Annotated in this window: 15 protein-coding genes; 2 read left to right on the forward strand and 13 right to left on the reverse strand. The window is 47.2% G+C overall.

Annotated elements, in window-relative coordinates:
- The first annotated feature begins 49 nt into the window (after window positions 1–49).
- Window positions 50–604, forward strand: a complete 555-nt coding sequence (locus CHL74_RS03725; RefSeq protein WP_094879826.1) for a tetratricopeptide repeat protein — start codon at window positions 50–52, stop codon at window positions 602–604.
- A 63-nt stretch (window positions 605–667) separates the two neighbouring features.
- The gene (locus CHL74_RS03730) at window positions 668–3217 is read left to right on the forward strand and encodes an ATP-dependent Clp protease ATP-binding subunit (RefSeq protein WP_094879827.1); all 2550 of its coding nucleotides are present in this window, start codon (window positions 668–670) and stop codon (window positions 3215–3217) included.
- A 97-nt stretch (window positions 3218–3314) separates the two neighbouring features.
- Here CHL74_RS03730 and CHL74_RS03735 read toward each other — a convergent pair whose 3' ends face one another.
- From CHL74_RS03735 to CHL74_RS03795, 13 genes are all read right to left on the reverse strand, one after another.
- A complete protein-coding gene (locus CHL74_RS03735; protein WP_094879828.1) occupies window positions 3315–4007 on the reverse strand; it encodes an LrgB family protein in 693 nt (230 codons plus the stop codon).
- 35 nt (window positions 4008–4042) lie between these two features.
- Window positions 4043–4411 carry a CidA/LrgA family protein gene (locus CHL74_RS03740; protein WP_094879889.1) on the reverse strand — a complete coding sequence of 123 codons (369 nt, stop codon included), beginning with the start codon at window positions 4409–4411 and terminating at the stop codon, window positions 4043–4045.
- Window positions 4412–4482: 71 nt separating this feature from the next.
- Window positions 4483–5811, reverse strand: coding sequence for an HU family DNA-binding protein (locus CHL74_RS03745; RefSeq protein ID WP_094879829.1), 1329 nt, complete (start codon window positions 5809–5811; stop codon window positions 4483–4485).
- A complete protein-coding gene (locus tag CHL74_RS03750) occupies window positions 5795–6094 on the reverse strand; it encodes an HU family DNA-binding protein (protein WP_094879830.1) in 300 nt (99 codons plus the stop codon). The genes CHL74_RS03745 and CHL74_RS03750 overlap by 17 nt, the downstream gene beginning before the upstream one ends.
- A gap of 14 nt (window positions 6095–6108) precedes the next feature.
- Entirely contained in the window at window positions 6109–7407 is a 1299-nt protein-coding gene (gene rimO, locus CHL74_RS03755; protein ID WP_094879831.1) for a 30S ribosomal protein S12 methylthiotransferase RimO, read from the reverse strand.
- 15 nt (window positions 7408–7422) lie between these two features.
- Window positions 7423–8379 (reverse strand): signal recognition particle-docking protein FtsY, encoded by a 957-nt coding sequence (gene ftsY, locus CHL74_RS03760; RefSeq protein ID WP_094879832.1) that lies wholly within the window; start codon window positions 8377–8379, stop codon window positions 7423–7425.
- Between the two features lie 142 nt (window positions 8380–8521).
- On the reverse strand, window positions 8522–9133 hold the full coding sequence (locus tag CHL74_RS03765) for a polysaccharide deacetylase family protein (RefSeq protein WP_094879833.1): 612 nt from the start codon (window positions 9131–9133) through the stop codon (window positions 8522–8524).
- Window positions 9130–12462 carry a glycosyltransferase family 117 protein gene (locus tag CHL74_RS03770; RefSeq protein WP_094879834.1) on the reverse strand — a complete coding sequence of 1111 codons (3333 nt, stop codon included), beginning with the start codon at window positions 12460–12462 and terminating at the stop codon, window positions 9130–9132. Before CHL74_RS03770 ends, CHL74_RS03765 begins: the two co-directional genes overlap by 4 nt.
- Before the next feature lie 224 nt (window positions 12463–12686).
- Window positions 12687–13247 carry an NADH peroxidase gene (locus CHL74_RS03775; RefSeq protein ID WP_094879835.1) on the reverse strand — a complete coding sequence of 187 codons (561 nt, stop codon included), beginning with the start codon at window positions 13245–13247 and terminating at the stop codon, window positions 12687–12689.
- Between the two features lie 35 nt (window positions 13248–13282).
- A complete protein-coding gene (locus CHL74_RS03780) occupies window positions 13283–13720 on the reverse strand; it encodes a Fur family transcriptional regulator (protein WP_094879836.1) in 438 nt (145 codons plus the stop codon).
- A gap of 240 nt (window positions 13721–13960) precedes the next feature.
- On the reverse strand, window positions 13961–15067 hold the full coding sequence (locus CHL74_RS03785; RefSeq protein WP_094879837.1) for a zinc ribbon domain-containing protein: 1107 nt from the start codon (window positions 15065–15067) through the stop codon (window positions 13961–13963).
- Window positions 15068–15128: 61 nt separating this feature from the next.
- Window positions 15129–15836 (reverse strand): glycoside hydrolase family 25 protein, encoded by a 708-nt coding sequence (locus CHL74_RS03790; protein ID WP_094879838.1) that lies wholly within the window; start codon window positions 15834–15836, stop codon window positions 15129–15131.
- Window positions 15837–16707: 871 nt separating this feature from the next.
- Window positions 16708–18867, reverse strand: a complete 2160-nt coding sequence (locus tag CHL74_RS03795) for an elongation factor G (RefSeq protein WP_094879839.1) — start codon at window positions 18865–18867, stop codon at window positions 16708–16710.
- Between the last annotated feature and the right edge of the window lie 105 nt (window positions 18868–18972).

The following is an 18972-nucleotide window of genomic DNA, read 5'->3' on the forward strand; positions in this document are numbered from 1 at the left end:
GTTAAGAGAATGGCAGAACCATAGAAGCATAATACTGCTCTTATTGGTTTTGGCATTCACACAAACCTCTTACTCGCAAACCAAATACGACAATATTTCAGACAAGGAAAAACTGAACAAAGCCGTGGATTACTTCCAAAGCGGCAAGTATCACGAATCAATTATCCTTTTCAAGCAACTCGAAAAGAGATTCAACCTCAACTATCGCTTCCGTGCATATATGGGCGTATGTTATTATTACGACCATGAATATCGTCTTTGTGACAGCATCATCAGTTCCGTCTCAGACAAGCTGGAGGTATTCGCCCCACACGAGCGGTCTGTATATTATTATTGTGCAGCTGTCAGCTCCTTAGAAACGGGGAAGCTAAAGCAAGCAATCAACTATTTTGAAAAGACGCTCCTTCTATGTTACGACAACGAAAAAGGCAATATTCTCGGTCATATAGCGAAATGCTATCTTGGTCTTGACAAGGTGGATGTGGCGCAGGAATACCTGTTGAGCGCAAAGGCATACATAAATAGTTACGGCGGCGAATGGACGATGCAAAAGCTTGAACGCGAAATCAGATGTTGCATTGGCGGACGTAACGACGACGAGTAATGGCATAAGATTTGCTATAGTTATAATCAAAACAGCTATACATTTTTAAATATAAAAACACACATGATGAACCAGTTTTCACCAAAAGTTTCCCAAGTTTTGGCATTCAGCAGAGAAGAAGCCCAACGCCTTTCTTGCAAAACAGTTAGTGTGGAGCATCTTGTTTTGGGAATGTTAAGGGATAACACAAATCCATTGACACCAATATTACAGACAATGAATATTGATGAGGCGTCGGTCAAGCGCGAATTGGAAGCCAAGGCTTCTGACAATATAACTAATACATCAGAAGATTCGGTATCGTCAATATCTATGGACGAGCATGCGGGCAACGTACTGAAGCTGTCCGTACTGGAGGCAAGACTCCAACACTCGCAGGAAGTGGAACTGAAGCATGTGCTTTTGGCTATCTTTCACGACCAGACTCCGAGTGGAGCCAAAGAGGTATTAGAGAATAACGGCTTGTCATACGAAACCGTAAAGAACTTTTTCATGCAGACAAACACCACAATAAAACACAACAACACTCCGACAAACGGTATCGGCCTTTCTGAAGAAGAGGACGAGTCAACGTCACGTCATTCTGTCGGAAACGCATATAACAACCCTTCAGGTAATGGTCGTCCTTCAAGCGGAACTTCAACACCAGTGCTGGACAAGTTCTCTACGGACCTTACGGCTGCTGCCAAGGAAGGTAAGCTCGATCCCGTCGTAGGACGTGCTGTAGAGATGGCAAGAGTGACGGAAATCCTGTGCCGAAGAAAGAAGAACAATCCTATTCTTATCGGCGAACCTGGTGTGGGCAAGAGTGCTATTGCCGAAGGACTGGCACAGATGATTGCCAAGCACCACACCTCTCCCCTGCTTTTCAACAAGCGAATACTGCGTCTGGACATGACGTCCATCGTAGCTGGAACAAAGTACAGAGGACAGTTTGAGGAGCGCATTCAGGCTCTGCTTCGTGAACTGGAGAACAACCCTGAGATTATTGTCTTCATAGACGAGATTCATACAATTATCGGAGCTGGCAGCACGCCAGGCTCTATGGATGCAGCCAACATCATGAAGCCGGCTTTGGCAAGAGGACTTATACAATGCATAGGTGCTACCACACTTGATGAATATCGCAACTCTATCGAAAAGGACGGAGCCTTGGAGCGCCGTTTCCAGAAGGTTATGATAGAACCGTCTACAGAGAAAGAAACGTTAGAGATTCTTCAGAATATAAAGGAACGCTACGAAGACTACCACCACGTACGCTACACGGATGAGGCTTTGCTTGCCTGCGTGCAGCTCACCACACGATACATCACAGAACGCCAACTACCCGACAAGGCAATTGACGCTATGGACGAGGTAGGTGCTAAGGCTCATTTACAGCACGCCGTAATTCCTCAGGAGATTCTTGACAAAGAGAAACTGCTGAGCGAGACGATGCGTCTGAAGAACGCTGCCGCTGCAGACCAGAATTTCGAGCTTGCAGCAAGTTATCGCGATCGTGAATGCCAGCTCGAGGATGAGCTTCAGAAGCTTAACAAGGACTGGATGCAGAACGATAACGGCGTTCGTGAAACCATCGACGAGGCAGAAGTGGCTACGGTTGTGGCTCAGATGTCTGGGATTCCTGTTCAGAAGATTTCAGAATCAGAGGAAGGCATGCTTCGCCATCTTTCAGACACTCTAAAGTCGTCCGTTATCTCTCAAGACAAAGCCATCGACAAGATATCAAGATGCATCCAACGTAGCCGTCTTGGACTAAAGGATCCCAATAAGCCAATCGGAGTGTTCATGTTCCTTGGACCTACGGGTGTCGGCAAGACTTACCTTGCCCAGAAGTTGGCAGAAACGATGTTCGGTACAAAGGACGCTCTTGTCCGCATAGACATGAGTGAGTACTCGGAGAAATTCAACACTTCACGTCTCGTTGGTGCACCTCCGGGATACGTCGGTTATGGTGAGGGCGGTCAGTTGACCGAGAAGGTAAGGCGCCATCCCTACTCTATCGTACTCCTTGACGAGATAGAGAAAGCTCATGGCGATGTCTTCAACCTTCTTCTTCAAGTACTTGATGAGGGTCGTATGACAGACGGCAACGGCAGAATGGTGGATTTCCGCAATACCATCATTATCATGACCTCTAATGCAGGAACACGTCAGTTGCAAGATTTCAGCCATGGCATCGGCTTCAACGCAGTATCGCTATCAGGTGCAGCAGACGAAAAGAGCAAGGAATACGCTCGCTCTGTAATACAGAAGAGTCTGAGCAAGCAGTTCGCTCCAGAATTTCTCAACCGCCTGGACGACATAATCACCTTCGAACAACTTGACGCCGCTGCCATCCGAAAGATTGTAGACATAGAGTTGACACGCCTCATAGATCGCATGAAGGAAATCGGCTACTCAATAACAGTTAGTGATGCCGCGAAGGACTTCCTTGCTACAAAGGGCTACGACCAGCAGTTTGGAGCTCGTCCTCTAAAGCGAGCTATACAAAACTACATCGAAGACGAACTCTGCGACTTTCTCCTTTCCGGTAATGTCAAGAAGGGAGCAACGGTAAAAGTAGAGAAAACAGAAGATGCAGACAAGCTGAACATTTCAGTCTGCGAATAAGCAATAAGGTTTCAAAAGAAAAATCACCATTAATCGTCCATAGAACGGTTAATGGTGATTTTTTATATACACGTTAATACTCCTAACATAGGTATAATCAGACACCTAACATAGGTATGATCATAGGTGTAAGTAATGAGGTAAGGATACCGTTAACGGTAAGGCCAAGGCTGGCGTAAGCTCCATGCACCTCGTTCTTATCCATACAGGTGGCAGTTCCTAAGGCATGTGCTGCGGTTCCCATAGATAGACCTTGAGCTACCGGCGACTTAACATGGGCAAAACCCATAGTACGATATCCGCATATTGCACATAAAAGCCCCACACCAACAACGACTGCGGCTGTAAGCGATGGTATACCACCTACAGCCTTCGTCACCTCCATAGCAATAGGAGTGGTGACGGACTTGGAAGCTAATGACAATACCACCTCCCTTGAGGCTCCAAGCTCTTTGGCAATAAACACGACGGAAACAATACCTACGATGCAACCTGCAAGCTCAGACAAGAGGATTGGGACAATCTGCTTCTTGATGGTGGACAACTGCATATACAAAGGTACTCCTAATGCTACAACAGCAGGCTTAAGCCAAAACTCTATCATTCGTCCACCTTGATAATAGGTATCGTAACTGACTCCTGTAAGTTTCAGAAAAAGTATCATGCAGCATATAGCCACTAATATTGGATTCATTATCACCCAACCCGTACGACGACGTAGCAACTTACCAAGAAAATACGTACCGAAGGTAAGGGAGATAAGGAAAAAGTCGTTTGAAAAATATTCCATGATTGTGAATGTTCGGTTGTTTATGTGAATATCGATTACTTATGCTTAAATATATCATGCGACTTGTCTTTTGCCTTTCCATAGAACTGGTGCATCCATCCGGTTACAGCCAACACCAAAATGGTGGAGATAACGGAAGCTGCAAGGATAGGTACAAGCTCGGCCTTTATCAAGTCGAAATAAAGCATGACAGCCACTCCTGGCGGTACGAAGAAGAAACCGATGTTTCCGACAAGGAAGTCGGAAATACTACGTACCCATTCCAGTCGTATCACCTTCAACTTCAACAACATGGTCAACAGCAGCATTCCGACGATGCTCGAAGGCAACGGAATGCCAGTTAAATAAATCACTAATTCTCCTAACGCGAGACAGCCAAAGATTATGGCCAACTGACGAATCATCATATATCCTGAAAATCTAAAAAATTATATTATGTCTTGCATAATCAGGAACTCACCAAAAGTTCCTTTAGTTATCTTTTTCTGGGCTTCAGCTTCAAGGCTGGTATGTTGACCATATCGCCTGCTTTCAGCTCTCGATAGTTATTGACAGCTTCCACGTAACACTCCATTCCTTCACCAAGATAGAACTTGCTTAAGGACTTCAATGTCTGACCTTTCTGTAGCTTTACGCGCTTGCTGACGCCTACAATCATATATGCTCCGGTACGTATTCTTGGATCAGAATCGTAGGAGAGCGTAGACTTGTGTGCAGCCTGCGCACCAGCATCCTTAACTATGGATATCTCTTTAACAGAAGACGGTTCCTGCTCAGTTACCACTTTGCTTTTAGGCACAGATGGAACTACAGCCATAGTATCAACCTTTTGTGATACAGCCTTAACAGCTGCGGCTGGCTTTGATTTAACTTTCGGAGCAGGACTAACATTTACGCGTGCCTTGCTCTCAAGTTGCTCTATGCGACGGATATTGTCGTTCGCAAACTTATTAAAATAAAAGACTATTCCTGCTATTGCGACCAAGACTACAACAAAGAACGTCAAGACGTAACGCCACATCTTCACACGTTGCCTATGACACTCGTTACCTAGAACGTAGTTGTCCGCTTCATCAGCTTTATCCTCTGATTCTTTCGTGGGTTTACGCATCAAGGCGACAGCAACATCGCTTGCAGCATGAGCAGCAGTCTGTGCTGAGCCTAACTGGACATTATCTTTGGGATTTTCTTCACCTTCCTGAATATCTTCTGAAGAAGACTCCTCTGAAAGAGAAGGTTCTTCTGATGAAATCGGTTCATCGGAAGAAGAAGGTTCTCCTGAAGAAACCGGCTCCACGGAAGAAGAAAGTCCTTCTGAAGAAACTGGTTCCTCGAAAGAAGATGGTTCTTCTAAGGTAACGGGGGGCTCAGAAGGAATCTCTTCTGAAAGAATTTCATCGGAAGGTACATCATCGGAAGAAGTTTCTTCTAAAGAAGTTATTCCTTCATTCTCTTCCTCGTCCACTTGCGAGAAATCGATTCCTTCATTAACGACAAAAGTTTCGAATTGGGCAAAAGGACTGTTTACCCTATCGCGCAGCATAGCCTCAGGTGTGAAGACAATCTTATAGCGTCCGTCTATTAAAATTCTCTCACCTGTATTGACATCAACGCTAACACGAGGGTTTACAGATTGCATACGGAATGTTCCAAGGCCTTTTACCTTGACACTCGTAGCATCGCTACCGTTACGGAGTTCGTCGGTAATGACAGCAAACATCTCCTTCAGGAAATTCAGAGCGTCATTATCGGACAAACCGTATTTATCGGTAAGACTTTTGGCAAATTCATTCAGACTTGTCATTTCTGCTTTTATCGTTTAACATTCTCTTTACTACTGGCGCTGCCTTAAAAGCAAGAACAATCTTTGGAGGAACCATCATCTTCTGTCCCGTCGACGGATTGACGACAATCCGTTCATTGCGTTTTTTCACTTCGAAGACGCCAAAGTCGTCCACAGATACGCCATCGCCGTCATCGAAGCGCTGAGCCATCGACTCTATTACGCGTCTTACGAGCTTCTGTGTATCATCGAGCGAATAACCACAACGCTGCGAGAGTTCTGAAATATATTCCTTATTGTTCATCTACTTTTATAGTTTTATTTCACGACATGACCATAGAGGTCAAAGTCGTCGCTGTCCGTTATATGGACATTATAGAAGGCTCCTGTACGGAGACGCTTGTCAGACTTGATAAGTACCTCCGGATCCACCTCCGGCGAGCAGAATTCGGTTCTGCCGATATAGTAGTCGCCTTCCTTGCGGTCTATGATGGTACGCAACGTGCTTCCCACCTTGCTTGCCTCTACTTCTGCGCTAATAGCCTGCTGTACGGACATAAGTTTGTCCAGACGGCGTTGCTTCACTTCTGCAGGAACGTCATCCTCATAATGTTCAGCGCTATATGTGCCTTCCTCTTCGGAATAGGCAAACGCTCCCATTCGCTCAAACTTTGCCCACTTGACAAAATCAACAAGCTCCTTAAAGTCTTCTTCTGTTTCGCCAGGGAAGCCCACCATGAGAGTGGTACGAATATGCAAACCAGGAACAGTCTTACGAATCTGCTCAATAAGAGCAATAGTCTCTTCCTTGGTCACATGTCTGTGCATGCGTGTGAGCATGTTGTCAGAGATGTGCTGAAGGGCTATATCAAGGTATTTACATACATTATGGTTGTCGCGGATGACGTCAAGCAACTCCATGGGGAACTGGTTGGGATAAGCATAGTGCAGACGTATCCACTCTACGCCCTTTATGGCAGCCATATCCGAGATAAGGTCTGCGATATGACGCTTGCCGTCGAGGTCTACACCATAATATGTCAGTTCTTGCGCGATAATCTGAAACTCCTTCACTCCCTTAGCCACAAGGCTACGCACCTCGTCAAGGATTTCCTCCTTAGGACGGCTTACATGCTTGCCGGTAATCAGAGGAATGGCACAATAGGCACAACGACGGTCGCATCCCTCGCTAATCTTAACGTAGGCATAATGCGACGGTGTAGTAACACAAGGCTTAACGTCCTGACAAGGCTGTGCCGGACTACCGAGATCGTCGATTAGCTGACGGAAGTCGAACTTGCCATAATACTTGTCCACCTGCGGAATCTCCTCTTCCAGTTCTGACTTATATCTCTGCGAGAGACAGCCCATGACAAAGAGCTTGCCTATGCGTCCCTCTTCCTTAGCCTGAACAAGCTCCAGGATGGTGTCGATGCTTTCCTGCTTGGCATCCTCTATGAATCCACAAGTATTGATAACAACTATCTCGCCGTCAATCCTCTTCGGATCGTGCTTGCACAGATAGCCGGCTTTCTGAAATTTATCGATGAGTGCCTCGCTGTCCACAAGGTTCTTTGAGCAACCCATCGTTATAACGTTTACAAGTCCTTTCTTCATTCTTATTGTCTAAAATCAGTCTTTCTTGAAAAGAGAATCTACAAACTGTCGCTTATTGAAAAGCTGTAATGCCTCCATCGACTCTCCCAGTCCGATGTATTTCACGGGCACCTTCAGCTGGTCGCTGATGCCGATTACCACACCGCCCTTGGCTGTTCCGTCAAGCTTGGTTATGGCAAGTGACGTAATCTGCGTAACCTGCGAGAACTGCTTGGCCTGCTCAAAGGCGTTCTGTCCTGTACTTCCGTCCAGCACGAGCAATACTTCGTCAGGAGCTTCAGGCAACACTTTCTTCATCACGTCCTTTATCTTCTTCAGCTCGTTCATGAGTCCTACCTTATTGTGGAGACGTCCGGCTGTGTCTATAATTACAACGTCTGCATTATTTGCCTTTGCAGAAGAAAGCGTATCGAAAGCTACGGAAGCGGGATCAGAACCCATCTGCTGCTTGATGACGGGCACTCCCACTCTCTCGCCCCAGATGCATATCTGCTCCACGGCAGCAGCACGGAAAGTGTCGGCAGCTCCGAGATAAACCTTCTTGCCGGCTTTCTTAAACTGGTAAGCCAGCTTGCCGATGGTAGTGGTCTTGCCTACTCCGTTAACACCAACCACAAGGATGACGTACGGGCGATGGTCAGAGGGAATGTCCCAATCGTCATTCTCACCAGTATTGTTCTCAGTAAGAAGAGCCGCAATTTCGTCACGCATAATGCCGTTAAGTTCCTTTGTGGAGATATACTTGTCGCGAGCCACACGTTCTTCTATACGCTTGATGATCTTCAATGTTGTCTCTACACCTATATCTGACGTGATAAGGGCTTCCTCAAGATTGTCGAGCACCTCTTCATCTACGGTAGACTTGCCGGTAATGGCACGCGCAATCTTATCAAACACGCTGTGCTTGGTCTTCTCAAGTCCGTTATCGAGGATTTCTTTCTTGTTTTTACTAAAAAGTCCAAATATTCCCATATGCGATTTCTAATTATCTTGCAAACTTACATAAATTTGGTGAATTATTCGCCTGTTTTTTCAAAAAAGTGGTGTATATACATAATAAACGCCGAGAGAATCAGTCCCGGCGTTTATTATAATTATAAATTTCAGTATTATATCAATCAAATACCTTGAAAGTGTAGCCTTGGCTTATAAGCCAGTCCAACGATTCTGGGAGTGCCTTATGCAGTTTCTCGATGCTCTTAAGCGAGTCATGGAAAGTGATGATTGAGCCGTTTCTGGCATATTTCTTCACGTTAGCCACTACATCGTCAGCGGTCATCCACTTCGAATAGTCGCGCGTCACCAGATCCCACATCACGATGCGATAACGACGTCGCAGAAACAGATACTCCATGTGTGTCATACATCCGTGTGGAGGTCTGAAGAGATGCGCCTTTATCAGCTCGTTGGCTTTCTCCGTATCGTCAATATACGTCTTGGTAAGGTGCTTGAAACCTCCAAGATGGTGGAAGGTATGATTGCCCACTTGATGTCCGGCGTCCACTATCTGCTGATATAGGTGCGGATACTTGCGGACATTGTCACCCACCATAAAGAAGGTAGCACGAATGCCATAACGTGCAAGCGTCTGGAGAATGAACGGCGTGGCTTCCGGTATCGGACCATCATCAAAGGTCAGATATACGGAACGCTCATTGTGATCCATCCTCCAGGTGGCACGTGGGAACAGCCACCTCAACCATATTGCCGGTTGTTCGATTATCATTGGCCTTCGTATATTGCTCCGCCCTTAGACTGATAGATGCTGTAGTACTTGTCCACAGCGTCCATGCGCTTCTTGGCTGATTTCACGTCAAAGAGCGATGTGATGTCAGAGATGTTCTTAAGAATATACATCTGACGCATCATGCTGTCCTGACACATGTCGAAGCGCGAACCGGTCTGCTGGATGTAGTAGTCAGCATACTCCTTCTCGCGGTTCCATACCTTGTCGAGCACACGCTTTGCATCTGCCTTCTTTCCAAGGAGAGCGTAAGCCTTTGCGATGTCAGGTGCTCCAGACATAAACGAAAGCGGAATGTTATACTCAGGAAGCACCTTCTCTGCCTTACGCAGAACCTTCAGCGCCTTGTCGTTCTTACCCTCGGCGATAAGCTCGAGAGCCAGCTGAGCGAAGAGATGACGATGTGTGAGACACATACGCATTACGGTCTCGTCAATGTAGAGTCCGGGCGTTTCCAGACCGCCGAACTTGAAGCGGTTCATGACATTATTATATGTCTTCTCCGTATCAAAGTTGCGAACGCCGGGGTTGCGTGTGGTGAATGGTGTGATGCGGTAAGCAAGACCCTCCTGCACGAAGTTGTCGCCAAGGTTCATATAGTTGTCCGAACCTACGGTTGTTGCTACGTAAAGAGGACGCTTCCAATTACACTCGGCAAGCATCTCAAGCATCATAAGGTCGTTCTTGTAGAGTGCTCTCTTGCCTGCCAACGAGATGACCATTCGGTCAGGTATGGTGTCGCTTGCCATCATCATGCCGCTACGACGAACAGCATCCTTGTCAATGGTGATGTATACGGTATCGGTCGGGATGACGTGCATGTCAGCATCCTTTGAGCGAACCCAATACTTCATGATGTTCTTCAGCTCGAATGGTGAGCTACCGAACTGCTCGGCTGCTTCCTTCGGGTGCTCGGCATAGAAGCTGAGAACCTGCTGCTTGAGCGACGGATTCACCTCCACGTAGTCGTTGGTGCCTGAGCAGAAATCAATACGCGGCCATGTGATAGGCACAGAGGGCGAATCGTATGCCGGACGTTTCATCTGGTCAATATACCAGTCGGTCTGGAGATAACTCAAGTTGCAGACGCGGGCATCTGTACGCACGCCTTCCACCTCCTGATTATACCAAAGCGGGAACGTATCGTTGTCGCCGTTGGTGAAGATAATCGGATTGCCCTTATCCTGCAGGGTATTGAGATAGTTCTGACCGAAGTCGCGACATGTGTATCTGCCGCTACGGTCATGATCGTCCCAAGTCTGTGAAGCCATCTGCACAGGTACGGCGAGGCATGCCACGCCTACGACAGCAGCTACTGCCACGTCATTGCCCTTAAGCTTCTTCTTCAGAAGGTCATAAATGGCGAGCACTCCGAGACCACACCAGATAGCATAAGCGTAGAACGAACCTGCATAAGCATAGTCGCGCTCGCGTGGCTGCTGAGGTGTCTGATTCAGGTAGAGGACGATGGCAAGACCTGTCATAAAGAACAGGAAGAACACCACCCAGAACTGGCGGATTCCTCTGCGTCCACGCCATGCCTGCCAGAAGAGTCCGACAAGACCCAAGATAAGCGGCAAGCAATAGAAGACATTGTGTCCCTTGTTGGCCTTAAGGTCAGAAGGCATCTTGCTTTGGTCGCCGAGCATCCAGTTGTCGATAAACGAAATACCGGTAATCCAGTTGCCATGCTCAGGTTCTCCCGAACCCTGAAGGTCGTTCTGACGTCCTGCAAAGTTCCACATAAAGTATCTCCAGTACATGAAGTTGCATTGGTAAGAGAGGAAGAAGCGGAGGTTCTCCCATTGTGTCGGTACCTTTACGATAACGTCTTCGCCGCAACGGTCATAATGCACCTCATTGCCCTTCACACCGCCAAGCCAGCTTTCATAAGCCTGAGCGTGTGCCGAGCTGTGCATACGCGGGAACAACATGTTCTGTGCATAGACGAGCTTATCCTTGTGCGAAACTATGAAGTAAGAGTCTTTCTCCGTGTCGCTGGCCTTCTCCTTACGCTGCCAGATCGGGGCACCCTCTGTACGCTTGGGCACACACATGTTGCCGTCAACATCGAATGCCACCTGCGACGTGTAAGCCTGTCCGTAGAGCAACGGAGAGTCGCCATACTGGTCGCGGCTGAGGTATGAGCCGAGTGTGAATACGTCCTCAGGCGAGTTCTGGTCCATCGGAGGATTGGCAGAAGAGCGGATAACGATTACTGCATAGCTGGAATAGCCGATCATAAGCATCAGCAAGCAGAGGAGCGTGGTGTTTTTGAAGCGTGCGCTGACGTAAGACACCATCTTCTTGTCCACCTTCTTGCGGTAGTTAAGACCGAGATACAAGGCTACGAGAATCAGTACACCCACAATACCTGCTCCCCAGCCAAGGCCGCGGAACGGAATGCCGAGCATACCTACAGACAACACGAACGCCAGGTTCTGACGCTTGAAGTTACGGTCTGTATATGACTCCCAGATTGCCCAGATGACGATAGCAACAAGGAGGATGATATAGATGATCTCGCCCGTATTGAACGGACAGCTAAGCACATTGACAAACAACAGCTCAAACCAGCCTGCAACATTGATGATGCCCGGCACAACGCCGTAGAGCACGCCTGCAACGATGACGAAACTGGCTGCCAATGCCAACAAAGAACCCTTCAGTTCGATGTTCGGGAACTTGCGATAGCAATAGACGAGGACAATGGCGGGGATGCACAGCAAGTTGAGCAGGTGCACACCGATGGAGAGTCCGGTCATATAGGCTATAAGCACAAGCCAGCGGTCGCTATGAGGCTCGTCTGCATGGTCTTCCCACTTCAGGATCAGCCAGAACACGATGGCTGTGAAAGCTGACGAATAAGCATACACCTCTCCTTCTACAGCTGAGAACCAGAATGTGTCAGAGAATGTATAGATAAGCGCTCCCACAAGTCCGGATGCCTGAATGGCAATGAGCTTTCCTGTTGTAAGATCCTCCCAGTCACGAAGGATGAGCTTGCGTGCAAGGTGGGTGATACTCCAGAATAGGAACAGAATGGTTGTGGCGCTAAGAAGCGCACTCATGGTATTGACCATTCGGGCCACCTGCGACGGATCACTTGCCAACTGTGAGAAGAGGTTGGCGGTAAGCATAAAGAACGGTGCTCCAGGCGGATGGCCCACCTCCAACTTGTAACCAGTAGTAATAAACTCAGGACAGTCCCAGAAACTGGCTGTCGGCTCAATTGTGGAACAATACACGAAGGCGGCGACGAAAAACGTCAGCCATCCAAGCACATTGTTCACTAAATTGTACTGTTTCATTTAAGTGTTATAAAAAGAAATTGTTTATATTCTGTCGTATGTATTAGATGCAAAGTTACAAAAATATCGTTAAAGGGTATTGGCTTACATATAGAGTTAATAAATTTTAGCACATAAAAAAGCGGATGCCGACAGATTGTCTATTGTCAATCCGTCAGCATCCGTTATAAAAATCTCGTCATTTCCCGGCGCAAGAATGACGCCAAGAAAGCCTTAGAGTGTGATTACTCGCCGAAGTAACGCTTGTAAAGGCCCATGAAGCCTGCGCAATGGCGAGCCTCGTCCTTAGCCATCTCGTGTACGGTGTCGTGTGTGGCGTCCATACCGGCAGCCTTAGCGTTCTTTGCAATTCTGAACTTATCCTCGCAAGCTCCGCGCTCTGCTGCGATACGAGCAGCAAGGTTAGCCTTTGTGTCGCTCAATACGTCGCCGAGAAGCTCAGCGAACTTGCTGGCATGCTCAGCCTCCTCAAAAGCGTAGCGCTTGTAAGCCTCAGCAATCTCAGGATAGCCCTCGCGGTCAGCCTGGCGGCTCATAGCGAGATACATACCAACCTCACCACACTCACCATGGAAGTGAGTCTCAAGATCCTTGATCATCTCCTCTGTGGCACCCTCCATACGGGCAGCGCCAAGGGTATGAACAGTTGCGAAAGCGGGACCCTCAGTCGGGTCGTTCAGCTCCTGGAACTTGCTCTTGGGAGCCTTGCAGATCGGACACTTCTCGGGAGCCTCTGTTCCCTCATAGATGTAACCACAAACTGTGCAAATAAATTTCTTCTTCATAATGCTAAATGTTTTGTATATTAATAATGTTATTGTTATTTTACTTCGTCGGAAGAAGCTGCTTCTTCCAGACATTCGTTACATATTCCTTTATAATAGAGCTGCACGTCCGTGACCTTATGCCCGGCTATAGAGTCCTGCTTCAGGAGGGGCGACACTTCGTCGAAGATGTCATACACCTTGTTGCACTTGGTGCAGTAAAAGTGGGCATGCGCCGATATATCACCGTCATAACATACACGATGTTCGTTGATGGTTATCATTTGCGCGGCATCGTTTTCTGCAAACAAACGTAGCGTATTGTAAACCGTCGTGCGACTCAGCGTAGGAATCTTCGAGCACAAGCCGCGATACACATCGTCCACCGTAGGATGGGTTGCATGAGTAAGCAGATATTGCATGATGGCAAGGCGCTGTACAGAAGGCTTGATTCCATGATCTGTAAGTCTTGTGTAGGCTTCTTTCTGTTTCATCTCATTCACTTTTTCTATTTCACATTGCAAAGGTAAGCATTTATATTTTACCGTGCAAGTAAAAGTTGGAAAAATTACAAAGTTTAAAGTGTAACAATTGTTAAACAATAGTTGTATTCCTTATTATATATAGCAGACCAATGGCTTTACATAATACACGAAAAGACCATAAAAGCCAAGGACAAAGTGTATTAGCCTTGATTTTTTATGGTCTTTCCTTTATATATTGCCATGTATCTCCTACTCCAGCAACTTCACCATGTTAAGATCCGTTATCTTGCCGTCGGGATTTATCTTTGCCGAAATGCGATACTTGTTCTGCACATTTGTGCCGTCTGTATGCGACACGTTCTGACCTGCCGTAAAGCTTACGCTATACTCATATTGTCCGTCGCCCACCTCCTTCTTGTTGATGGTATAGTCACCTACAGTACTCCAGTCCATTGACGCAATATCCGTCTTATAGATTTTGTGCAAGAATGTCACTACGTCGTTTCGTGTGGCGTTGGTCTTGCCAAGGAACGAATTGATGAGCGAACCGAATGCGCTTGTTACGGCATCCTCGTCCTTGTTGTTGATACTGCTGAAGAACGAGTCGAAAATGCTCCTTACCATCAGTTTGTCCTCTGGCTGCACGGTCTTGGCATTGATGCCCTTTATGTTCTGGTTGGCCTCATCCACGTGCTCTCCGTCAGCATGCTGCTCCAGGTAGGTTTCCATAGCCTCCACGGTATTGGCAGCCTGTGCGGCAGCCCAGTCGATGGAGTCAATCTTATGTATGGCGAGCGACTTGAAGGGCGAGTCGGGATGCTGCTCAAGATATTGTTCAAGTGCCGACTTCGAACCGCTTACCAAGGCGTTGGTCCATTCCTCGTCCGACTGCTTCAGTTCTGAAAGATGCTTTTCCATATTCTGGATGTGCTCCTCTGAGGCTTCGTCCATATAGGTGTCGAGATAGTTCTGCACCACCTGCACGTCCGTGCTCGAGAGGGCGTACTCGTAAGCCTGATTCTCGCGCTCCACGCTCGACTGATGATAGAAGAAGTAGCAGATGCCACCTATCAGCAAGGCGGCAAACACAGCCACGGCTGCTACCAGAAGATTGTTTCGCTTCGTCGGCGTCGTCATATTTTCCGTGACAGTCGCAGACGTATTTATGCCAGCGTTTTCGGTTTGTCCATTGGTTGGATGTCCGCATTTCGGACATGCGGGCTGATCTTTGAAGTAAACCTGTCCACAAGCAGGACATTTCGTCAGTTTGTCTTTGATAGCCACGCCGCACGACGGACAGTATGGAGCCTGGTCGCTAATCTCATGACCACACTCCGGACATTTAATCATTGCCATATATATGTATGTATTGTTGTGATAATTCGTGTTAATCTATCTTTTGTAACATCACGCCCCGTCAATGATGTATGAAGCGTATCTCCCTCAGACTATGCCGTCCCACAAATCGGCTCTTGTCCACATATCCGTTTATTCCGTCGATGTGTCCCTTTCCCGTATACTGCCAGATGATGTAGTCGGCATCGTCGTTAAGCACCGGCATACGTGATGAGTATTGGGCTATCATCAGCTTATATCCCCTCAGCTTTCCAGAGAGATAGTTGTTGTAGAAGTTGGTGCCGGTATAAACCAGAGGTTTCTGCTTATAAGCCTTCTCCACCATGTGAAGGAATGTGAGAAGGGAGTCGCAGAACTCGTCTGTGGACATTCCCTGCTTCATCTCCACGTCAATCATCGGAATAAGATCCTGCTCCTTCGGACGGCATTGTGTCATGAAGTTCTGCAATTGCTTGGTAAGGTCTGTCTTCGGACGGAAGAAATGGTAAGAGCCCACCTTCAGTCCGTAACTGTGCGCCGTCTGTATGTTCTGCTCGAATCGGCTGTCTATTCTGTCGCCACCTTCCGTGGCTTTGATGTATACGAATGCCATCTTGGTGTTGTTGCCGATTGTCTCCCAGAACACGTCTCTCTGATAGTGACTGATGTCTATGCCATGGATGTGAGAGCAAGTGTCCTCACATTCCACCAAAGAGTTCTGCGCAAAAAAAGGCGTGGACAACAGCACGCCAAGTAAAACAAGTATATTTCGTTTAATAAAATTTTTCATAATTGCAAAGGTACTGCAATTTGGAGAGACCACAAAGAATAATTGTCAACTTTCCAAAATTTTATGATTTTTTTATTGACAGTAAGTAGAGTTGCAGTTCATTGCTCATAAAATGGCTCATTACGATTGATAAAGTGGCTCATTACGATTGAAAAACGTAAGCGTATCGTTTTGATGCAATCATATCATTGAGATTTTTTCATGTGACAAAGGTAAAGGAATGAATGATTATGAGCTTACAAATAGGCTGCAAGGTGGCAACAACGAAATTTTTCGACCGAGAAAAGATTTCAAGCAGCCATCAAGAGATAAACGATTCGAAGAAAACTGACCTTGAAATACAAGCACAATGGGAGTTCTGAACCCTGAAACATACAGCAGGAAGCGAAAAATAAGTAGTATTACTGGAATTTCCGACTTCAACTGTCACACACAGCAACATAACAACCCCTTGATTATCAGCCTTTTAAAGAAAAGAAAGACACGTTTATTCCAGTTATTCCAGTTATTCCAATTAATTTTAAAGCACATCCATCCCCTCTCTTTTATATATATATTATATATATAATTAATTAATAATCAATAAGTTATAGAGTTCTTAAAAAGGGGGTTAGCGTTTTTCACACCATTATTTTTAATTGGAAGAACTGGAATAACTGGAATAACTGGAACGTCAAAGCCAACACAACTTTCCCTCTAAAAGGCCACTCTCATTTCTCCATCAAGCATGTCTTGGTAGCTCTTTACAGTCGGCATAGAGGCTCTTTACGATTGGCAAACAGCCTCTACCGTAGACCAATTCATATAACAAAAAATGAGAGCTGAGATAGTTGAGACCACCTCAACTCTCAACTCTCAAATAAAAAGTTGTTTATTCTTCGTCAGAAACCTCAGCAGCGTGCTCGTCGATAAGCTTCTGCTGGAGGTCGTTCGGAACAAGCTCGTAGCTTGCAAACTTCGTTGTGAACGAAGCACGTCCTCCGGTAAGGCTGCTAAGCGAGATAGAATAGTTGGCAAGCTCCTTGAGAGGAATCTTAGCCTGGAGCTTCTGATAGCCAGCCTCGCTGTCCATACCCATGATAAGGGCACGACGGCCCTGAAGGTCTGACATCACGTCGCCCATGTAGTCTGCCGGTACGTAAACCTCGAGGTCGTAGATAGGCTCGAGAATCTTCGGACCTGCCTCCTTGAAGGCTGCCGAGAATGCGTTACGTGCTGCGAGCATGAACGAAAGCTCGTTAGAGTCAACCGGGTGCATCTTGCCGTCATAAACCACAACGCGTACGTCGCGAGCGTAGCTGCCGGTAAGCGGACCATGCTCGATGCGCTCCATTATGCCCTTGAGGATGGCAGGCATAAAGCGTGTGTCGATGGCACCACCAACTACAGAATTGATGAATACCAGCTTGCCGCCCCACTCGAGATCAATCTCTTCACGGCCCTTGATGTTGATCTTAAACTCCTGGCCATTTATCTTGTAAGATACGGGATCGGGCATTCCTTCTGCGTACGGCTCCACAATCATGTGAACCTCGCCGAACTGGCCTGCACCACCCGACTGCTTCTTGTGACGATACTCGGCACGCGCCATCTTTGTGATGGTCTCGCGATACGGGATGCGTGTCGGCTCAAACTTGACAGCCAGCTTCTCGTTGTTCTCCAGTCTCCACTTCAATGTGCGGAGGTGGAATTCGCCCTGACCGCGTACGATGGTCTGACGAAGCTCCTTGCTCTGCTCCACCATCCATGTGGGGTCTTCCTGATGCATACGGAGGAGGGCTGCCATAAGCTTCTCTGTCTCTGCTGTGTTCTCAGCCTTGATGGCACGTGAGAATTTCGGATTCGGGTATTTGATGAAATCGAAGCGCCATTCGCAATCTTTTCCATTGAGGGTGTTTCCTGTCTTTACGTCCTTCAGCTTAACAGTACATCCGATATCTCCTGCCACAAGCTGGTCAACGGGTATACGGTTGGCTCCAGCACAAGCATAAATCTGACCGATACGCTCCTTAGAGCCGCGGTCTGCATTGGTGAGGTCGTCGCCCGGCTTGACGGAGCCGCTCATAACCTTGAAGTAGCTCACCTCGCCGATGTGCGGCTCCAGTCCGGTCTTGAAGAAGTAGACTGACTCAGGACCGTTGCTATCAGGCGTGATTTCCTCGCCACGTGTGTTATGGAGCTTAGGCATCTCGCTTACGAAAGGTACGACGTTGCCAAGGAACTCCATCAAGCGGCGAACGCCCATGTCCTTACCTGCGCAAACGCAGAATACGGGGAAGATGGAGCGTGTGACAAGACCCTTGCGTATGCCTTCGCGAAGCTCGTCCTCTGTAAGGGTTTCTTCCTCGAAGAACTTCTCCATCAACGTCTCGTCGTTCTCGGCAGCAGCCTCTACGAGCTCCTTGTGGAGAGCCAAAGCCTTCTCCTTCTCTCCCTCAGGAATGTCGACGATGGTGGGCATACCACCGTCCGGTCCCCATGTATACATCTTCATGAGCAGCACGTCGATAATGGCGTTAAAGCCATTGCCTGTGCCGACGGGATACTGAATCTGTACGCACTTCGAACCGTAGATAGACTTCATGTTGGCGATGATGTTGTCAAAGTCGCACTTGTCTGAGTCGAGCTGGTTGACGAGGAAAATAACTGGCTTGTGGAGTTTCTCAGTATAACGGAAATTGTTCTGGGTGCCCACTTCCGGGCCATACTGTCCATTGATAAGAATAACAGCTTGGTCTGTTACGTTGAGTGCAGTAATGGCTCCACCAATAAAGTCGTCAGAACCCGGACAATCAATGATATTGAGTTTCTTGTTGTTCCACTCTACATGGAACACGGTCGGGAACACAGAATAGCCATATTCGTGCTCCACGGGGAAGTAGTCGCTTACCGTGTTTTTAGCTTCCACCGTACCACGGCGCTTGATGATGCCACTTCCAAAAAGCATAGACTCGGCAAGGGTGGTCTTGCCGCTACCCGCACTGCCCAGCAGGGCAATGTTCTTAATCTCATTTGTTTGATAGACCCTCATATCTTCAGGTTTTAAATGGTTAATATAAGATTTATCATGGCGGATTGACATGGGGCTGTGTCTATCCGTCATCTAAGTTATGAAATAAATGAATAACGACAAAAG

Source organism: Prevotella sp. 885, from assembly GCF_002265625.1.
Classification (GTDB): Bacteria; Bacteroidota; Bacteroidia; order Bacteroidales; family Bacteroidaceae; genus Prevotella.